At 71.6% G+C, this 17,287-nt stretch carries 23 protein-coding genes; 11 read left to right on the top strand and 12 right to left on the bottom strand.

Features of this window, described 5'->3' with window-relative positions; all coding sequences use genetic code 11:
- The first annotated feature begins 5 nt into the window (after positions 1 to 5).
- The 4 genes from AB0N17_RS13625 to AB0N17_RS13610 all read left to right on the top strand — a co-directional run bounded on the left by AB0N17_RS13625 (position 6) and on the right by AB0N17_RS13610 (position 2,066).
- Positions 6 to 188: a hypothetical protein gene (locus tag AB0N17_RS13625; protein ID WP_366011434.1), complete on the top strand. Its 183-nt coding sequence runs from the start codon at positions 6 to 8 to the stop codon at positions 186 to 188.
- Between the two features lie 10 nt (positions 189 to 198).
- Complete coding sequence (locus AB0N17_RS13620) at positions 199 to 909, top strand: hypothetical protein (RefSeq protein WP_366011433.1); 711 nt, start codon at positions 199 to 201, stop codon at positions 907 to 909.
- A gap of 334 nt (positions 910 to 1,243) precedes the next feature.
- On the top strand, positions 1,244 to 1,534 hold the full coding sequence (locus AB0N17_RS13615; protein ID WP_366011432.1) for a hypothetical protein: 291 nt from the start codon (positions 1,244 to 1,246) through the stop codon (positions 1,532 to 1,534).
- 244 nt (positions 1,535 to 1,778) lie between these two features.
- Positions 1,779 to 2,066 (top strand): hypothetical protein, encoded by a 288-nt coding sequence (locus AB0N17_RS13610; protein ID WP_366011431.1) that lies wholly within the window; start codon positions 1,779 to 1,781, stop codon positions 2,064 to 2,066.
- Here the strand turns inward: AB0N17_RS13610 and AB0N17_RS13605 are convergent.
- The gene (locus AB0N17_RS13605; RefSeq protein WP_366011430.1) at positions 2,063 to 2,446 is read right to left on the bottom strand and encodes a DUF6415 family natural product biosynthesis protein; all 384 of its coding nucleotides are present in this window, start codon (positions 2,444 to 2,446) and stop codon (positions 2,063 to 2,065) included. The genes AB0N17_RS13610 and AB0N17_RS13605 overlap by 4 nt on opposite strands.
- A 159-nt stretch (positions 2,447 to 2,605) precedes the next feature.
- On the opposite strand from AB0N17_RS13605, the gene AB0N17_RS13600 reads away from it, so the two are divergent.
- Complete coding sequence (locus AB0N17_RS13600) at positions 2,606 to 3,352, top strand: GntR family transcriptional regulator (protein WP_366011429.1); 747 nt, start codon at positions 2,606 to 2,608, stop codon at positions 3,350 to 3,352.
- A 178-nt stretch (positions 3,353 to 3,530) separates the two neighbouring features.
- Here AB0N17_RS13600 and AB0N17_RS13595 read toward each other — a convergent pair whose 3' ends face one another.
- The 10 genes from AB0N17_RS13595 to AB0N17_RS13550 form a co-directional block, all read right to left on the bottom strand.
- Positions 3,531 to 5,654: a cell division protein FtsK gene (locus AB0N17_RS13595; protein ID WP_366011428.1), complete on the bottom strand. Its 2,124-nt coding sequence runs from the start codon at positions 5,652 to 5,654 to the stop codon at positions 3,531 to 3,533.
- A gap of 86 nt (positions 5,655 to 5,740) precedes the next feature.
- Positions 5,741 to 5,926 (bottom strand): hypothetical protein, encoded by a 186-nt coding sequence (locus AB0N17_RS13590; RefSeq protein ID WP_366011427.1) that lies wholly within the window; start codon positions 5,924 to 5,926, stop codon positions 5,741 to 5,743.
- A 1-nt stretch (position 5,927) separates the two neighbouring features.
- A complete protein-coding gene (locus AB0N17_RS13585; RefSeq protein ID WP_366011426.1) occupies positions 5,928 to 6,137 on the bottom strand; it encodes a hypothetical protein in 210 nt (69 codons plus the stop codon).
- A gap of 2 nt (positions 6,138 to 6,139) precedes the next feature.
- Positions 6,140 to 6,442 (bottom strand): hypothetical protein, encoded by a 303-nt coding sequence (locus AB0N17_RS13580; protein WP_366011425.1) that lies wholly within the window; start codon positions 6,440 to 6,442, stop codon positions 6,140 to 6,142.
- Complete coding sequence (locus tag AB0N17_RS13575) at positions 6,439 to 7,374, bottom strand: hypothetical protein (RefSeq protein WP_366011424.1); 936 nt, start codon at positions 7,372 to 7,374, stop codon at positions 6,439 to 6,441. Before AB0N17_RS13575 ends, AB0N17_RS13580 begins: the two co-directional genes overlap by 4 nt.
- The gene (locus AB0N17_RS13570) at positions 7,371 to 7,625 is read right to left on the bottom strand and encodes a hypothetical protein (RefSeq protein WP_366011423.1); all 255 of its coding nucleotides are present in this window, start codon (positions 7,623 to 7,625) and stop codon (positions 7,371 to 7,373) included. Before AB0N17_RS13570 ends, AB0N17_RS13575 begins: the two co-directional genes overlap by 4 nt.
- Positions 7,622 to 7,822, bottom strand: a complete 201-nt coding sequence (locus AB0N17_RS13565) for a hypothetical protein (RefSeq protein WP_366011422.1) — start codon at positions 7,820 to 7,822, stop codon at positions 7,622 to 7,624. Before AB0N17_RS13565 ends, AB0N17_RS13570 begins: the two co-directional genes overlap by 4 nt.
- Entirely contained in the window at positions 7,819 to 8,193 is a 375-nt protein-coding gene (locus AB0N17_RS13560; RefSeq protein WP_366011421.1) for a hypothetical protein, read from the bottom strand. Before AB0N17_RS13560 ends, AB0N17_RS13565 begins: the two co-directional genes overlap by 4 nt.
- Entirely contained in the window at positions 8,190 to 8,531 is a 342-nt protein-coding gene (locus AB0N17_RS13555) for a hypothetical protein (RefSeq protein ID WP_366011420.1), read from the bottom strand. The genes AB0N17_RS13560 and AB0N17_RS13555 overlap by 4 nt, the downstream gene beginning before the upstream one ends.
- Positions 8,532 to 8,646: 115 nt before the next feature.
- Positions 8,647 to 9,012, bottom strand: a complete 366-nt coding sequence (locus AB0N17_RS13550; RefSeq protein WP_366011419.1) for a hypothetical protein — start codon at positions 9,010 to 9,012, stop codon at positions 8,647 to 8,649.
- 165 nt (positions 9,013 to 9,177) lie between these two features.
- Here AB0N17_RS13550 and AB0N17_RS13545 point away from each other — a divergent pair, with 165 nt between their 5' ends.
- The 5 genes from AB0N17_RS13545 to AB0N17_RS13525 all read left to right on the top strand — a co-directional run bounded on the left by AB0N17_RS13545 (position 9,178) and on the right by AB0N17_RS13525 (position 14,724).
- Positions 9,178 to 11,883, top strand: coding sequence for a ComEC/Rec2 family competence protein (locus tag AB0N17_RS13545; protein WP_366011418.1), 2,706 nt, complete (start codon positions 9,178 to 9,180; stop codon positions 11,881 to 11,883).
- 60 nt (positions 11,884 to 11,943) lie between these two features.
- Positions 11,944 to 12,780, top strand: coding sequence for an arylamine N-acetyltransferase (locus AB0N17_RS13540; RefSeq protein WP_366011417.1), 837 nt, complete (start codon positions 11,944 to 11,946; stop codon positions 12,778 to 12,780).
- 42 nt (positions 12,781 to 12,822) lie between these two features.
- Positions 12,823 to 13,068, top strand: coding sequence for a hypothetical protein (locus tag AB0N17_RS13535; RefSeq protein WP_366011415.1), 246 nt, complete (start codon positions 12,823 to 12,825; stop codon positions 13,066 to 13,068).
- A gap of 87 nt (positions 13,069 to 13,155) precedes the next feature.
- Positions 13,156 to 14,145, top strand: a complete 990-nt coding sequence (holA, locus tag AB0N17_RS13530) for a DNA polymerase III subunit delta (RefSeq protein WP_366011414.1) — start codon at positions 13,156 to 13,158, stop codon at positions 14,143 to 14,145.
- Positions 14,146 to 14,328: 183 nt separating this feature from the next.
- Positions 14,329 to 14,724 (top strand): nuclear transport factor 2 family protein, encoded by a 396-nt coding sequence (locus tag AB0N17_RS13525; RefSeq protein WP_366011413.1) that lies wholly within the window; start codon positions 14,329 to 14,331, stop codon positions 14,722 to 14,724.
- A 188-nt stretch (positions 14,725 to 14,912) separates the two neighbouring features.
- Here the strand turns inward: AB0N17_RS13525 and rpsT are convergent, their stop codons facing one another.
- Entirely contained in the window at positions 14,913 to 15,179 is a 267-nt protein-coding gene (gene rpsT / locus AB0N17_RS13520) for a 30S ribosomal protein S20 (RefSeq protein WP_031158784.1), read from the bottom strand.
- A gap of 226 nt (positions 15,180 to 15,405) precedes the next feature.
- Between rpsT and lepA the strand changes: the two genes are divergently transcribed.
- Positions 15,406 to 17,280, top strand: a complete 1,875-nt coding sequence (gene lepA / locus AB0N17_RS13515; RefSeq protein WP_366011412.1) for a translation elongation factor 4 — start codon at positions 15,406 to 15,408, stop codon at positions 17,278 to 17,280.
- Positions 17,281 to 17,287 lie beyond the last annotated feature (7 nt).

Below are 17,287 nucleotides of genomic sequence, written 5' to 3'. Positions count from 1 at the left end.
CCCCCATGAAAGCCGAGCACTACGCGGCCATGAAGGAAGTCGTCGAGGCGATTCCCGAAGCGGACGGCCCCCAGTCCGAGCTCGTCCCCGACGGCTACTACGCCCGCGACAACACCCCCACGTGGGAAGTCGCCGACGCCCTCGCGCAGTACGGCCGCCACACCGGCGCATACCGCCCCGAACACTGAGGAGACCACCATGTACGACGTCGTCCAGGACCTCAACGACAGCGGCACCACCGCTCTGCTCGGCAACGCCCGCTTCGGCTACCACACGCTGCCCGACGCAATGCTCGACGACTACGCGGCCGTCGAGCAGTACCTCGAAGCCCACCGCGACGGACGCAGCCAAGTCCACCTCAACGCCAAGCAGCAGCGCGAGATCGAGCCCATGGCCAGCAAGGTCATCGGCTTCCTCGCCTGGGGCGGCGCCAACCAGGTCATCACCCAGCACCTGCAGCCCGCACTCGCCGAACTCCTCGACCAGGTCCGCGCCGACCGCCAGACCGCAGCCAAGTACGCCATGCAGGAGACGCCCAGCATCGACATGCTCGAGCAGCCCGACGACGTGCGCGCAGCCATCGTCCGCCTGCACAGCCTCGTGCCCCGCTACGGCGCCCTGCGCACCAGCTGGGAGATCTGTCGCCGCCGCTCGATGCAGGAGACCAGCGACCCGCTCGGCACGCTGAGCCCGCTCGCCGAGGTCGCCAACATCGTCGACCTGCACGCCGACTGGAGGAAGTCCCACGCCGGCCAGGCCCCGTGGCCGTGGCACTCCCACAACCTGCACATCAAGCTCGGCTGGCTCCTCGACAACGGCGGCAAGATCTGGCTGCCCACCGCCGACCAGCAGACCGAGGCCTACCACCGCTACCACCCGCAGGCCATAACCCGCGCCCGGGTCGCCTGACACCCACAGACCGGCGGCCGGCGCGGGGCCCTACTCCTCCTCTGCGCCGGCCGCCACCCTCCGTGACCAGCGAGGACCCAGAGGGGTGGGGAGGGACGGTCCAGGGCGTCGCGCTCCGGACCGCCGGGGAGGGCTGTCGCTGGTCGCGATCCCAGATAGACCAAGCCGGTTTCCGGCCCATAGCTGATCAGTAACGGAAAGTGAGGTGTCTCGGATGCCCGGACCCCTGCCGAATCCAGGGAAAGACCGTTCCCGGTACACCGCCAGCCGCAGTAGCGAGCGAGCCGGCGGGAACCGTCGCCGGATCGTTCTGCCGCCCGTATGTACCGACCCCGTGCCCGACCTGCCGCCCGGCCGTGACTGGTCGGATGCCGAGCGGGAGATGTGGGAGATGCTGTGGGAGGGCCCGCAGGCCAACGAGTGGGACGACTCGTTCATCATGGCCGTGGCCATGTACGTATCCCACACGTTCGCGGTGTTCAGCTCGCAGGCCTCGGCCTGGCACGCGCAGGAAGCGCGGCATCTGGGCGACCGCCTCGGCCTCACACCGCAGGGCATGGCGGCGCTCGGCTGGCAGTTGCCGCCGTCGGCGCCGGCCCCGGTGGTGCCGCTGCGGGGGGCGTGATGGTGTCGGCCCGGCGTGCGGCCCGTATGGCGGAGGCCGCCGAGGTGGTGCCGGTGTCCCCGGCACCGAGTTGGGAGCTGGCGGACTGGCTGGACCCTGACGAGAAGCCGCCGCCCTACTGGGAGAGTTCCCCCGTGTGGCTGTGGCAGGAGATTCGGGCTCGTCGCCGTCGCCAGGCTGCCCGTAAGCGCTGGCTGGCCGAGAGCGGGCAGTCGGATGCCCGACCGGGGATGGTGAGCCCCTGATGGTTTCCGAGCGCCGCAGGGCGCGTATGCAGCCTGCCGCGGAACCTGTTGGAGACGTCCCGGACTGGGTGTGGGGTGATGAGTTCAGGGCGCGGCGCTGGGTCCGCGACCATGGCGGCTCTGTCGAGGGCCGCTACGAGGCGTACCAGGAGTGGCGTGAGCGGTGCCGCCGGTGGCTGAACGAGCGTGGCCTGGTCATCGACGGTGTGAACGTGCAGTACCACGAGTTCAAGCGGATCGAGCGCGAGGAACCGCACCGCATCCTGCGCCGGCCGCGGCCGTCCTAGGCTCGAGAGGCGCTGAGGTTTTCGTAGTGGTCGCACAGTGCGTTGACCGAGCGGGCCAGTTTCATGGTTACGGACATGCGCACGGGCGGGTAGTCGCCGACGCCCAGCCGCAGCCGCATGGTGGCCTCGCGCGCTCCGGCCAGCGCGCACGCCCTGGGTACGTCGTCCTTCGGTAGGCCGAGGGTCATCGCCTCGATGACGGGGATGAGTAGCTGCAGGTGCCCGCGCAGGGTGAGCCGGAGCGTCTCCAGCTCGTCGGGGCCGATCGGTGCCGCGTCCTCGGCGAGCAGCCGGCGGGCCGTGGCGCGCATCGTGGCGATGTCCGGCGGAAGCTGGTCAAGCTCTTCGCTGGTAGTCGAACCTGTGGCGGGCGTGGCCATGCTGGCGCTCCTGTCGGCGTCGATTCCGAGCGTGTCCTAGGTCAGACCGTAGCGTGACCTAGGACAGGGCGCCACGTCGTGGCATCACTTCCCTCGCACGGATTACGCGTGTCCTAGTACAGTCGCCTGTGACCTAGGACGCGCCCCGCAGGAGACGCCATGCCGGACAACGAACACCCGTACATGCAGGTCGCCGAACGCATCCGGCGCCGCATCCTCGACGGCAAGCTGAAGGAGGGCGAGAAACTCCCGCCCGTCCGCGAACTGGCCAAGCAGGAAGGCGTATCCGTCGCCACCCTGGGACGCAGCCTCGACCAACTGCAGGTCGAGGGCTACATCACCACCTCACGCCGAGGAACGTTCGTAGCCAACGCCCCCGAGATCGCTCCGTCGGGGTACGACCGGATCACCCGCGTGCTGCGCACCGGCTCGATCCTCGCCGACGGCGAGACGATGATCGTGACGGCCGCCGAGCTGGTCAAGCCTCCGCAGTACGTGGCCGAGCTGTTCGACCTCGACGACGGCGACCAGGTGGTGCGCCGGCAGTGGCACACCGGCAAGGGCCAGCAGCGCACCGGTCTGTTCGTCACCTGGTATCCGGCGCACTTCGCCGCGGCCGTACCCGAGTTGCTGTCCACGTCACGGCAGTCGTCGCCCGGTCTGCTGCTGAAGATCCAGCAGGCCACCGGACGCCGTGTCCAGGCGGGCCGTGACGACGTCCACGGCCGGGACGCCGACGCCCGGGAGGCCAACTTCCTCGGGCTGCGGATCGGATCGCCCATCCTGGCCGGCGTACACCGGCTCTGGGACGACCAGGGCGTCATCGAGTACGGCGAGTGGTGCCTGCCGTTCCGGCTGGCGATCGGCTACGAATACAGCTTCGACGCCGCACCCGACGCGCCCTGAAAACACGCAAGGCCCCCGTCCTCTAGGCCTCGCGTCACCCCCTCTAGGGCCGCTACTTCGCAGGTCAGCGGCCACTACACCCCCCTATATGCGAATAGCGGCCCCCCTCTAGATCCACCGGAGTGGATAGAGGGGGGCCGCGGGGTGTTCCGGGCGCCGATTGTAGAGGGGCGGGGGTCTACCGGGCGTCGAGCAGCTCGGGAGGAACGGCCGCCTCGAGGTCTTCGCGGCGGTAGCCGGCGAGGTTCTTCCCACCGATGTTCACCTGCTTCGTGGTCCGCTTCACGCCCGCCGCCTCCAGCTCGCGGGCCAGGCGCTCGGCGTCCCAGTCGCCATAGTCCTCGTCGAGGTTCTCCAGGCGCTGCAGCAGGTCGACGGTGTGCAGGCGGGCGGTGTGCCGCATCACGGTGAGGCAGTCAGAGAGCACGGGGGCGATGCTGACGCCGGCCTGGTCGGCCGCGGCGGTGACGTCGGCGACCGCATCGCCGGTGAGCTGGCCATTCTTCTGCCGCAGCACGCGGCCACGCTGGCACAGCTCGGCGAATGCCGGGCCGTCGAGGAAGTCGGCCCGCACCGTGACGAACGACGCCGGGCCGGTCACCAGGACACCGGTACCGCGGTGGTCCTCGGACAGCACCGAGGCGTCCGCGCCCTGCGCAGCCTTCCCCTTGCCCAGCACCATGTCAGAGCTGGTCTGGTCGACGACCTGCGTGCAGTACCGCAGGGTGATGATCTCCCGAAGCTTCGTCGGGACGCTCTCCGCGTCGGGCCGCTGGGAGGCGAAGTTGCTCACGAACCCGGCTGCCGGCCCACGGCGGGCGATCCGGCACAGGTCGTTGATGACCTGCTCCCGGTCGTCGCGCTCCATCGCCGTGAAGTATTCCTGCAGCTCATCGATTGTGACGAAGATGACCGGCAGGTTGTACCGCTCCACGATCCCCGGGGTCAGCTTGCCCTCGGGGCAGACGGAGACGGGCAGGCCGCGCAGCAGCACGAACCGGCGCTCCATCTCTGCCAGCAGCTCCTTCAGCATCGCCTTCAGCGCCTCGACGGCGTCGTCCTCGGCGCCCATCACCAGCCGGTGCGCAACGGCCTTCATCGGCATCCAGTCGGCGCCGCCCTTGCCGTCGGCGACGTAGTGCCTGACGAAAGGGTCCAGCAGCCCGGCCGCGGTCATCAGGCGCTGCGTGAACGTCTTGCCGCGGCGGGGCAGGCCGCCGAAGAACAGGGACTGCCACATGACCGGAACAGTGATCCGGGCACCGCGGGCGTCCTGCCCGAACGGGATCGGATCCCACACGCTGAACGTCTCGGCCTTCTCCAGCGGAGACTTCACCGGATCGCCCAGGTAGGGGTCATCGTCGGCGACCCACAGGGACACCCGTCCGGCGTGGCCGCCGCCGGCAGCGCGGACACGGCTCATGATGACCTGGATCTCGTCGACGCCGAGCTCGGCGGCGATCGCCGTGCGCTTCGCGAGGACGTCGGCAGCGGTCTTCCCGCCGCCCTTGGGCAGGTCGAAGATGACGGACCAGCCGCGGCCGTCCCTCACGGGACCCATCACACAGGTGACGCGCGGGCCTTCGTCGTCGCCCTTGCCCTGCTTGAGCAGGCCGGCCGCCCGCAGGGCGTCGTTGAGCTGCTGCGCGGACATGTCCACCCGCAGCGGCGGGGTCGGGTTGTCGAGCAGCTGCGCGCCCTCGCCGCGCCCCAGGTGGGCGAGCGGCACCACGACGGCCGCAGCCATCGCGGCCTGTACGAGCGGCGGCGCCAGCTCCCAGCCGACAGCCGTGGCGGCGACGGCAGTTGCTGCAGCTCCCCACCGCCAGCGGCGGGCCACGGTGCGCTCGCGGTGCAGCAGCGCCAGGCGGACGGCCAGGTCGACGTCTTCCGGCTGCGCCTTGACCTGGGCACGCAGGGCTTTGACGGCCGCGCTGCGGTCGGATGCGGCGAGGGTGGGCCACAGGCCGCGAACGGCCCGCCACATGCCCTTGAGAGCCAGCCACGCCATGCGGAACGCGTACTTCGGGACGCGCAACGCGTGGTACTGGCAGTGCCACACGCACAGTCGCCCGAACGCGGTGACGTTCGCCTGGATGGACTGCGCCGACCGGGCCCACACCGGGAGGATCGGCACGTCGGGCACGGTCAGCCAGTCGGCGAGCGGGTTGTTGGGCTGGTCGACGGCCTCGACTTCCGGCGCCTCGACGGCCTCCGGCTCAAGCTCGGGTTCCCACTTGACCAGGGTCACCTTCGGCTTGGCGTGCCCGTTGACGACGGGCGACGGCAGGGTCTCCGTCATGATGATGGTTCCTTCTCTCTGCGGAGTGATGGGAGGCACGGGGCGGCCGGCTGTCCTTGGCCGGTGACGGCCGCCCCGTGGCGTAGCTACTTCCTGCGGGCCTTGGTGCGGTCGTCCTCGCGGGCCTGCGCCTTCTCGCGGATTCGGTCGGCCTGCTTCTCGAGGGCCGCGGTCGGCTTGCCGTAGGCGCGGCGTCGCTCGATGCGGAGACCGAGGGTGATGATCTGCGCGATCTCGCGGGCGTTGTACGGGTCGTGCTTGGAGACCGGCATGTCAGGCCTCCGGCTTCTCGGCGGCGGTCAGCTGGGCGGCGAGGCCGGTGTATGCGCGGGCCACGTCCGACCAGGCGCCGCTCGCGGTGGCGTACAGCGTCGTCCGCTGCATGCTCTCGGTCCCGTAGGCGGCGTCCGCGGCCTTGTTGGCGAGACGCTTGGCCGTGGCGGCGGCATCGATGGCCTCAGCGAGGGCCTGTTCACGAGTCATGGTCACTTCCCCTTCAGGTAGTCGCGGTACAGGGATCGGAGGATCAGCAGGCAGGCGGTCGCGCACGTGGCGCCGATGGCGATGGCGATGGCGAACAGGGCGCCGACCAGGCCGACGGAGACGACCACCCCGCCGATGACGACCCACTTCTTCGCGTCGAACGGCTGAGCCGGTGCGGCCGGCTGCGCGGGCTGCTGCTGGTTGAGCAGCTGCTGCGCGGCGAGGATCGCCACGATCTGCCGGGTCAGTTCGGTGTTGTCGGCGGCCTCGACGGCGTCGCGGGCGGCCTTCTCCAGGTTGCTCACGGCTGGCTCCCGCCCGGGCCGGCGAGGGCCTTCTCCCGGTCGTACAGGGCGTCGATGGTCTCCCACGACCCGGTCAGCTGGCGGGCGTTCATCTCGGCGCGCATGGCCTCCCGGAACTTCCGCTTCGACGGCGGCGGGTTCGTCGCGTACAGCTGCGCGGCGAGCAGCGCCACCGCCTGGTCGTTGGCGGCCTTCGCCGCCTGTGCCGAGGGCGTGCCGCCACCCGTGCCGGACGTGGCGTCACCCCCCGTGCCAAGTGCGGGAACACCCTCCGGCACGCCCCCGGCGAGGAGGGCGTTCAGCTCAGTGTCGGAGATGAGCCCGGGCAACTCCCCGGCAGGCTCCGGCAGGGGGTGCCGGTCGATGACCTCGGCGTACCGCTCGTAGGCGTCATGGGTGACCGTGACGGCCTCCGCCTCGGCCTCACGGGTAGCCTTCAGGATGTCGGCGGCGGCCTTCGTCTCGTCGGCGTGCGCCATGGCCACGGCACGGGAGACGGCGATGCGGTCACGGGTCGCGGCACGGGTCCGGTCGATGGCGGCCTGCGCCCGGGCACTGATCCGGGTACGGTCCCGGTCGATGGCCATCACCAGCGTCACCTTCGCCAGCACCGGGATCAGGGCGCCGACCACGGCGGCCAGGACGTCACCGGCAAGCAGCCCGCGGGCGGCCAGCACAGCGACCGTCAGGGGCAGGAACACCCAGCCGATCGCCTTCGGCAGCCGGGCGTTGGAGCCCTGCCGGCGGTGCGCGGTCTCCTGCGCCAGGGCGTACAGCCACACGGCGTCGTACAGAACGGCCACGCTGTACGCGAACGGCGGCGCAGCCTGGTCGGCGAGGATCCCGCCGATCGCGTCGACAGCCCACGCCACCGCGATCGCCGTGAGGACGGACGGCAGCACCCACGGCGCCGCCTTCTTCAGACGGTTCACTTCTTCCCGTCCTCTCGGAATCCGGCGTACTCGCCGGGCGGGTAGACGTAGTTGGTCAGGGCGCCCTCGGCGGCCACGGCGGCAGCGCCGAGCGTGGCGATCGCTGCGGCCGTCCCGGTGTGCCCGTGGTGCGCGGCGGCCTGCGCCAGCGTCGACGCGGCCTGGGTGGCGCGACGGGCCGAAGCCGGCGATCCGTCGCTGGTGTTCATCGCGCCGTACAGGGCGTCGCGGGCCCGGTCTCGGAGGCTCATTCGCCCAACTCCTTGGGGGCAGCACGGCGCACCACGCGGTGCGCGGCGAGGCAGACGCCCTCGAGGTCGCTGCGGTCGACGGCGTCGACCAGCGCGGCCATCAGGGCAGGTACAGGGGGGAGGGGCCGGGCCGACCGGCACACCGCACGCAGGGCGGCATGCTCGGTCGGCCGGCGCACCGGCCATTTGGCGGTCACGCGATCCCCTCCCGCAGGCGGATCGCCTCCACGGCCAGGGCCTCGACGCGGGTGGCGGCCAGGCGCAGTCCCTCAGCGATATGGCGGCCGTCCTCGGCGGCGAAGTCGCCCTCCGCCTCCAGCACCAGCGAGATCACCGGCACCAGCTCACGGAACGGCGCCCACGAGATGCACGCCGTCATGACCGGCACCCACTCGTCGTCATCCAGCGCCGTACCGGCCTTCACCCGCACGCTGTTGTGCGTGATATCGCCGCGGTACGTCTCGCCGTCCCGCTCGGAGCCGTGCCCCACACACCAGGCCGGGCACTCGACCTCAACCGGGCCGTAGTCGACCGTGTCCAGCGTCCACCGACGCAGGGCCGCGCTCACCGGCCCGCCTCCGGGTACGCCCGCAGAAGCGCCTCGGCGAGAGCATCCATCGTCGGCTGCGCCTCCGGCGGATACGCCGTCAGCTGGCCCTGCCGGACGTAGCGATCGAGCTCCACGATGGCCGTCGATGCGAGCCAGCCCTCGACCTCCGCGCGGGTCTCCTCGACCGTCAGCGAGTCGGCGCTGCGATCGGGGGCGATCTCCGTGAAACCGATCGAGAGGGCCGCCATCAACTGCTCACGCGACAGGGCGATCGCCACACGCACGATGACAGCCGGGTCGGTGTCGTAGACGTTGAACACCTCGGACGGCCCGTACACGGGCAGCTGCTCGCTCACACCGACCACCGCCTGCGGCGAGCCTTCGCGGCCAGACGGCGCGCGTCCCGCTTCGGCAGCTGGTCGACGTCGACCCGTTCACGGGTCCGGACGACGTTCCCGTTACGGCGCGGCATCAGACTGCACCGCCCTCGAGGCGAGTCGTGGTGAGCGGCGCCGACATCGGCGGTACGTCCACACCGAGCGCCTGGGCCAGCAGGTAGCGGGCGACGGTGTCGTGCTCCAGCTCGCTGCGGTCGCGCGGCATGGTCAGCAGCAGCTCACCGGTCTTCCGCTGGACGACCGCGCCGAAGAACTCCCGGTCGGTGATCTCGGAGTCGATGAGCGTGACGCCCAACTCGTTGACGAGCACGGGCAGCGGGGTGTCCATCAGGTGGTCGACGGACGGCTTCGCCTCGGCGCGCGACATGTCGGCGGCCGTCGGCTGCGAGGGGATGCTGGTCAGAGCGGCGATGTGCTGGCTGATGGCAGACTGTGCCATAGCGGTCTCCTGTTGCTGCAGGTAGATCCGTTAGGCCCCATCACGGTGCTGGTAACACCTGGTGGGGCCGCCGCACGTTCTGAGGTGCGGACTTTGCGGTTTGCTAGATACCCATAGAACCCTCGGCGACCGCCGCTTCACGGACCTGCGCGACCTGGTACGGCCATGAGCCGGGTGCTCGACGACGCGCGGCCGGGGGCGGAGGGAGCGGAAGCCGGCCCCAACCCCATGGACCTGCGTCTTGTGCCACCCGCGCTCGCGGCCTGGGCCACGGCGGCTCTGACACTGGACACACCGGCGGGCTGGACCACCGCGATCGCGGTCGCCGGACTGGCCGGCGGGGTCGTGCTGCTGTCGATACGGAAAAGGCCCCGGCGGAATCCGCAGGTCGTGCGCACCGGGACGGCAGGAGGGGGCCCGCTCGCCTGGGCCCGTGCCTCAGGGGCCGCCGTGCTGCTCTGCGTAGCCGCTGCCGCGGTGTCCGCCGGGCTGCACGGGGCGGACGTACGGCGCGGGCCGGTGCCCGAGCTGGCCCGGCGGTTCACGACCGTGACCGCCGAGGTCGAGGTGACCGGCGATCCCTGGCTGAGCCGGCCGCGGGTGCGCGGCGATCACGCGGCACCCGTGGCGGTGCTGGTCCGGGCGGAGGTGCGGCGCGTCGAGGAGAGCGAGGGGAGGAGCGTACGGACACGGACTCCGGTGCTGATGGTCGTCGACGCGGACGTCCCGGCGCCCGAGGGGAGTGTGGGGCAGCCGCACGGGGACGCGGTCCGGGGCGGGAGTTCCGGGTCGCAGCCGGTGCGGGCCGGCCCGGAGGGCACGAAAGGCCCGGCAGGCCGGAGAGCCGGGAGCGGGCGTGCGGCCTGGCTCGGGCTGTTGCCGTCGACGCGGCTGCGGGTGGGCGGGCGGTTGGCGCCCGCGCTCGCAGGTGGGGACGGGACCGCGGCCATGCTGCGGGTGCGCGGTCGGCCCGGGCCGCGGATCGTGGCGGGGCCGAGCGGGGCGCAGCGGCTGGCGGGGCGGCTCAGGGCCGGGCTGCGGGAGGCGACCGAGGGCCTGTCCGGGGACGCGCGGGCGCTGCTCCCGGGGCTGGTCGTCGGGGACACCTCACGGATCACGCCCGAGCTGGACGACGCTTTCAAGGAGACGGACCTCGCGCACACGCTCGCGGTGTCCGGCAGCAACCTCACCGTCCTGCTCGCCCTGCTCATCGGGCCGCCCGGCCTGGCCCAGCTGGTCGAACGCCGAGGGCTGGCGCCCCGCCTCGGGCTTTCGCTGCGCGGGACCGCCCTGCTCGCGGGGGGACTCACGCTGGGATTCGTCGTCGTGTGCCGGCCGGACCCGAGCGTGCTGCGGGCCGCCGCCTGTGGGGCGGTCGCCCTGCTCGCCCTGGCGAGCGGGCGCCGCAGATCACTGGTCCCGGCGCTGGCCACGGCCGTCCTGTTGCTGGTGCTGTACGACCCGTGGCTGGCCCGCGGTTACGGCTTCCTGCTCTCCGTGCTGGCCACCGGCTCACTGCTGGTGCTGGCGCCCGGCTGGAGCGAGGCGCTGCGCCGCCGCGGGATGCCGCCGCGCCTGGCGGAGGCACTGGGCGCGGCAGCCGCCGCGCAGGCGGTGTGCGCGCCGGTCGTGGCGGTGCTGTCGGCGCGGGTGAGCCTGGTCGCGGTGCCGTGCAACCTGCTGGCCGAGTTGGCGATGGCGCCGGCGACGGTGCTCGGGTTCGCGGCGCTCGCGGCCGCCCCGGTGGTGATGCCGGTGGCCAAGGCGTGCGCATGGTGCGCGAGTTGGCCGGCCGGGTGGATCGCCGGGGTGGCCCGGACCGGGGCGGCGCTGCCCGGCGCGGGGCTGGACTGGCCGGGGAGCTGGCCGGGGGCGCTGCTGCTCGCGGCGGTCACCGTGGCCGTCGTCCTGGCCGGACGGAGGCTGCTGCGGCACCCGTGGTGGTGCGGGGTGCTCGGGGTGCTGCTCCTGCTGGCGGTGGTGCGGCCGGTGCCGTTGACCCGCGTGATCACGGGGTGGCCGCCGCCCGGTTGGCGGTTCGCGATGTGCGACGTGGGGCAGGGGGACGCGACCGTGCTGGCGGCGGGCGAGGGCGCCGGGGTGGTCGTGGACGCCGGACCCGACCCGGAGCCGGTCGACCGCTGTCTGCGACAGCTGGGCATCACCCGCATCCCCCTCCTCGTGCTGACCCACTTCCACGCCGACCACGTGGCGGGCCTGACCGGTGTCCTGCGGGGCCGCCAGGTGGCCGCCATCGAGACGACGGGGTTCGAGGAACCGGCGGACCAGGCCGAGTTCGTCAGAAGGGAGGCGGCCGAACGGCACATCCCGGTCACACAGGCCGTCGCGGGCGAGGAGCGGCGCACCGGGCCGCTCGCCTGGCGGGTGCTGTGGCCCCCGCCGGGCACCGGGTCTCCCCAGGACGCGTCGGCAGGCCCGGCCGGGCCGGGTCCGGCACCGGAGCCGGACGGTCCGAACGACGCCAGTGTGGCGCTGCTGGTCCGCACGGGCGGCCTGCGGCTGCTGCTGCTCGGCGACCTCGAACCCCCGGCGCAGCAGGCGCTGTTGCGGACCCCGGCGGCGGCCGAGCTGGCCGGTGTGGACGTCCTGAAGGTGGCCCATCACGGCTCCGCCTACCAGGACCCCGAGCTGATACGGCTCGCGGCGCCCCGGGTCGCCCTCGTCTCCGTCGGCGCCGGCAACCCCTACGGCCACCCGGCAGCGGCCACCGTGGCCGCGCTGCGGGACGGCGGCGCGACGGTGCTGCGCACCGACCGGGACGGAGCACTCGCGGTCACGCTCAGCACAGGAGCGGCAGGCGGCGGGACCGGGAGAGCCGGCGGACAGGTGCGGGTGACGAGCGAGCACTGACGTGACACCGAAGGGAGAAAGCCACCGACAGACACCGGAAGCCGGCAGCAGACTGGGCGCATGGACTCAGCACAGGTCGACGCCTACCTCCGCCGGCTCGGGGCCGGACACCCGGCAGCGCCCACCGGCGAGGCACTCAGGGAGCTGCATCTGCGCCACCTGCGGACCGTGCCCTTCGAGAACCTCTCGATTCACCTCGGCGAGGAGATCGTGCTGGAGGAGGGGCGGCTGCTGGAGAAGGTGACCACGGCCCGGCGGGGCGGCTTCTGCTACGAACTGAACGGCGCCTTCGCAACGTTGCTCGCCGCCCTCGGCTACGAGGTGGAGCTGCTCGCGGGGCGCGTGTACGGCGACGAGGAGCGGCTCGGGCTTCCCTACGACCATCTCGCGCTGCGGGTACGGACGGCGGACGGGGCCGCCTGGCTGGCCGACGTGGGGTTCGGGGCGCACAGCCACTATCCGCTGGCGCTGGAGGAAGGGGTGGAGCAGAAGGATCCCGGCGGCACGTTCCTGGTGACGGCGGCCGGGCCGGACGCGGCCGGGGTGAGCGGCGGCGGCCACGCGGGCTCCGGTGACCTGGACGTCCTGCGCAACGGCAGCCCGCAGTACCGGCTGGAGACGCGGCCCCGGGCGCTCGGGGACTTCACGGCCGGTGCCTGGTGGCACAGCACCTCGCCCCTGTCGCACTTCACCCGGTCGCTGGTCTGCTCACGGATCACCGGGGACGGAGGGAGGATCACGCTCGGCGGGCGGACGCTCACGACGACGGCGGCCGACGGCACGCGCGGGACGCGGGAGCTGGACACGGACGAGGAGGTGCTGCGGGTGTACCGGGAGCGGTTCGGGATCGACCTGAGCCGCGTGCCGGCCGTGCGGGACCCGCACCAGGGCTCCTGATGCGTGGCCGTCCGCGGGTACGCGGTACCGGAGAATGGTCCCGTGAGCGATGTGCGACATGTGCTGGTGCTGCCCGACCGGGACGCCGCGGAGGAGGCGGCCGAGGCGCTCGGGGAGCGGTTCGGGACCGACGAGGAGCCCCGCCTCGTGCGGGACGCGCTGGCCGGCGAGGACGACGCCGAGGACGCCCAGTGGCTGCTGGTCCTGCGGGACGAGGCCGACAGGCTGGACCCGGCCGAACTGGACGCGTTCGCGGGGGAGTGGGACGGCTGGCGCGAGGAGCCGTGACCCCGAGACGCACTCCGGGCCCGGTCCGGGACCGCTCGGGGTGCGCGGGCCGCCTCGTTGTCGGTGCCGCGTGGGATGCTGTAGGCGATGGCCAGGAAGACTGCGAATGACGACCCTCTCGCCCCGGTGACGCTCGCCGTGGGCCAGGAGGACCTCCTGCTCGACCGTGCCGTGCAGGAGGTGGTGGCCGCCGCCAGGGCCGCCGACGCCGACACGGACGTACGCGACCTCACCCCGGACCAGTTGCAGCCCGGCACGCTCGCCGAGCTCACCAGTCCCTCGCTCTTCGCCGAGCGCAAAGTCGTGGTCGTACGCAACGCGCAGGACCTGTCGGCCGACACGGTCAAGGACGTGAAGGCGTACCTCGGGGCGCCCGCCGAGGAGATCACGCTCGTGCTGCTGCACGCGGGCGGTGCGAAGGGCAAGGGGCTGCTGGACGCCGCGCGCAAGGCGGGGGCGCGGGAGGTGGCCTGTCCGAAGATGACCAAGCCGGCGGACCGGCTGGCGTTCGTGAGAGGGGAGTTCCGGGGGTTCGGGCGGTCGGCCACGCCCGAGGCGTGCCAGGCGCTGTGCGACGCCATCGGCAGCGATCTGCGGGAACTGGCCTCGGCGGCCTCGCAGTTGGTCGCCGATGTGGAGGGCACGATCGACGAGGCGGTCGTCGGGCGGTACTACACCGGGCGGGCCGAGGCCTCCAGCTTCACGGTCGCGGACCGGGCGGTGGAGGGGCGCACGGCGGAGGCGCTGGAGGCGCTCAGATGGTCGCTGGCCACCGGGGTGGCCCCGGTGATGATCACCAGTGCGCTGGCGCAGGGGGTGCGGGCGATCGGCAAGCTGTCCTCCGCGCGCGGCGGCAGGCCGGCCGATCTGGCCCGTGAGCTGGGCATGCCGCCGTGGAAGATCGACCGGGTGCGCCAGCAGATGCGCGGCTGGACCCCGGACGGGGTCGCGGTGGCGATGCGCGCGGTCGCGGAGGCCGACGCGGGCGTGAAGGGCGGCGGCGACGACCCCGGGTACGCCCTGGAGAAGGCGGTCGTCACGATCGCCCGAGCCGCACGCTCCAGAGGCCGCGCCTAGGCCGGCCCGGCCGATCGCGCCCCGGTCCGACGCCCCGGCAGCCTGCCTGATGCCTCGCGCCCCTGCCCTATCCCGTCCTGTCCTGTCCTGTCCCGGTCTGTCCCAATCGTCAGGGCGGGGAATCGGCGGAGAATCGTATGTGTCAGCCGTCTTTCGCCGACGTACGGGAAGGTGGCGATCGCCATGGCTGAACACCCGCACGCACGTCTCGTCCGCGAGGTGTACGACGACTTCTCCCGCGCCGACCTGGACGGTCTGCTCGGGCTGATGACGGCGGACGTCACGCATCATGTGCCCGGCGGCCACCCGCTGGCCGGTGACTTCAAGGGCCGGGACGCGGTGCTGGGCATGTACCGCCGGCTCATTCAGGACAGCGGCGGCAGCCTGCGCGCCCGGCTCAGGAACGTGTTCGTCGACGGCCGGGGCCACGCCGTGGCCCTGCACCACATCACCGCGGAACGCGGCAGCCGGCATTACGCCGAGGACGGCTGCCTGGTGTTCCGCATCGTCGGGGACAAGATCACCGACATCGACGAGTGCGTGCCCGACATCGACAGGGACGACGACTTCTGGTCGTGAGCCCGGACGTGCCGAAGGCCCCGCCGCCCACCCCGGGGAAGGGAGGGCGCCGAGGCCTTCGGATCAAGCTGGACGGACTCGCACCCGCGTGGCGAACGCAGGCCGCGTGCGAATCCTGGGTGCCGGGCGGGAGCGGATGAGAGAGGGCCCGCTCTGGGTCCTTCCGGCGGTCAGATCAGAAAGGAGGTTCAGCCCTTGAGGGTCGTGACCTTGGAAGCAAGCGCCGACTTCTTGTTGGCGGCCTGGTTCTTGTGGATGACGCCCTTCGAGACGGCCTTGTCGAGCGCACGCGCGGCAGCGCGCTGCAGCTCGGTGGCCTTCTCGACGTCACCCGCGGCAGCGGCCTCACGGGCCTTGCGGATCGCGGTCTTCAGGGAGGACTTGACGGCCTTGTTGCGCAGCCGAGCCTTCTCGTTGGTCTTGATCCGCTTGATCTGGGACTTGATGTTCGCCACGAAGGAGCCTTTTCAGGTTCAGGTGCGGGGCCAGGAAGGTCCCGTACCGGTGATCCAAAATTTCTCTGACGTGCCTCGCGCTGAGAGGGCATGAGGCACAGCCATCTACAGTACCAGTGGCCCAGCGACCGGCCCAAAACGGTCCTCGGTCCCTCCGCGTGGGACCATGGAGACTACGTATCGATCCGACCCGAGGCATAAGGCGCCTCAAGAGACAGGACCCTGCGTGCCCGCGACCCCTAACCATGTGCCCGAGCCGAGCCGTACCGCCCCGGCTCTGATCCGCAATTTCTGCATCATCGCGCACATCGACCACGGCAAGTCCACGCTCGCCGACCGGATGCTCCAGCTGACCGGTGTGGTCGAGCAGCGGCAGATGCGTGCTCAGTACCTCGACCGGATGGACATCGAGCGCGAGCGCGGCATCACGATCAAGTCCCAGGCGGTGCGTCTGCCCTGGGCCCCGACCGAGGGCCCCGACCAGGGCACGGCCCACATCCTCAACATGATCGACACCCCGGGGCACGTCGACTTCACCTACGAGGTCTCGCGGTCGCTCGCCGCCTGTGAGGGGACCATCCTCCTCGTCGACGCCGCCCAGGGCATCGAGGCGCAGACCCTCGCCAACCTCTACCTGGCGATGGAGAACGACCTCACGATCATCCCGGTCCTCAACAAGATCGACCTGCCGGCCGCGCAGCCGGAGAAGTTCGCCGAGGAGCTGGCGAACCTGGTCGGCTGCGACCCGGACGACGTCCTGAAGGTCTCGGCGAAGACCGGTCTCGGCGTCGACGCGCTGCTGAACAAGGTCGTCAAGGAGATCCCGGCGCCGGTCGGGGTCGCCGACGCGCCCGCCCGCGCGATGATCTTCGACTCGGTCTACGACTCCTACCGCGGTGTGGTGACGTACGTCCGTGTCATCGACGGCCAGCTCAACAAGCGCGAGCGCATCAGGATGATGTCCACCGGCGCGACGCACGAGCTGCTGGAGATCGGCGTCAGCTCGCCCGAGATGCTCCCGGCGGACGGCCTGGGCGTCGGCGAGGTGGGGTACCTCATCACCGGTGTGAAGGACGTCCGGCAGTCCAAGGTCGGTGACACCGTCACCAGCCAGAGCAAGGGAGCCACGGAGGCCCTCGGCGGGTACAAGGACCCCAAGCCGATGGTCTTCTCCGGGCTGTACCCGCTCGACGGCTCCGACTATCCGGAACTGCGCGAGGCCCTGGACAAGCTGCAGCTCAACGACGCCGCCCTCGTCTACGAGCCGGAGACCTCCGCGGCCCTCGGCTTCGGCTTCCGCGTCGGCTTCCTCGGCCTGCTGCACCTGGACGTGATCCGGGAGCGCCTGGAGCGCGAGTTCGGCCTCGACCTGATCGCCACCGCCCCCAACGTGGTCTACCGCGTGGTCATGGAGGACGGCAGCGAGCACACGGTCACCAACCCGAGCGAGTTCCCCGAAGGCAAGATCGACGAGGTCTACGAGCCGGTCGTGCGGGCCACCATCCTCGCGCCGACCGAGTTCATCGGCTCGATCATGGAGCTGTGCCAGACCCGGCGCGGCACCCTGCTCGGCATGGACTACCTCTCGGAGGACCGGGTCGAGATCCGCTACACGCTGCCGCTCGCGGAGATCGTCTTCGACTTCTTCGACCAGCTGAAGTCCAAGACCCGCGGCTACGCCTCGCTGGACTACGAGCCCACCGGCGAGCAGACCAGCTCCCTGGTCAAGGTCGACATCCTGCTGCACGGCGACAAGGTCGACGCGTTCTCCGCGATCACCCACAAGGACCAGGCGTACGCCTACGGCGTGCGGCTCGTCGCCAAGCTCAAGGAGCTGATCCCGCGGCAGGCCTTCGAGGTGCCGGTGCAGGCCGCCATCGGCTCGCGGGTGATCGCCCGCGAGACCATCCGCGCCATCCGCAAGGACGTCCTCGCCAAGTGCTACGGCGGTGACATCTCCCGTAAGCGGAAGCTGCTGGAGAAGCAGAAGGAAGGCAAGAAGCGGATGAAGATGGTGGGTTCCGTGGAGGTTCCGCAGGAAGCCTTCATCGCCGTCCTGTCGAGTGATGACAGCGCGGGGTCGGCCAAGGGCAAGAAGTAACCACGGG

The organism is Streptomyces sp. NPDC051133 (assembly GCF_040682635.1).
Taxonomy (GTDB): domain Bacteria; phylum Actinomycetota; class Actinomycetes; order Streptomycetales; family Streptomycetaceae; genus Streptomyces.
Note: the sequence above shows the minus strand (reverse complement) of the source record. Positions and strands in the feature narration are given on the sequence as shown.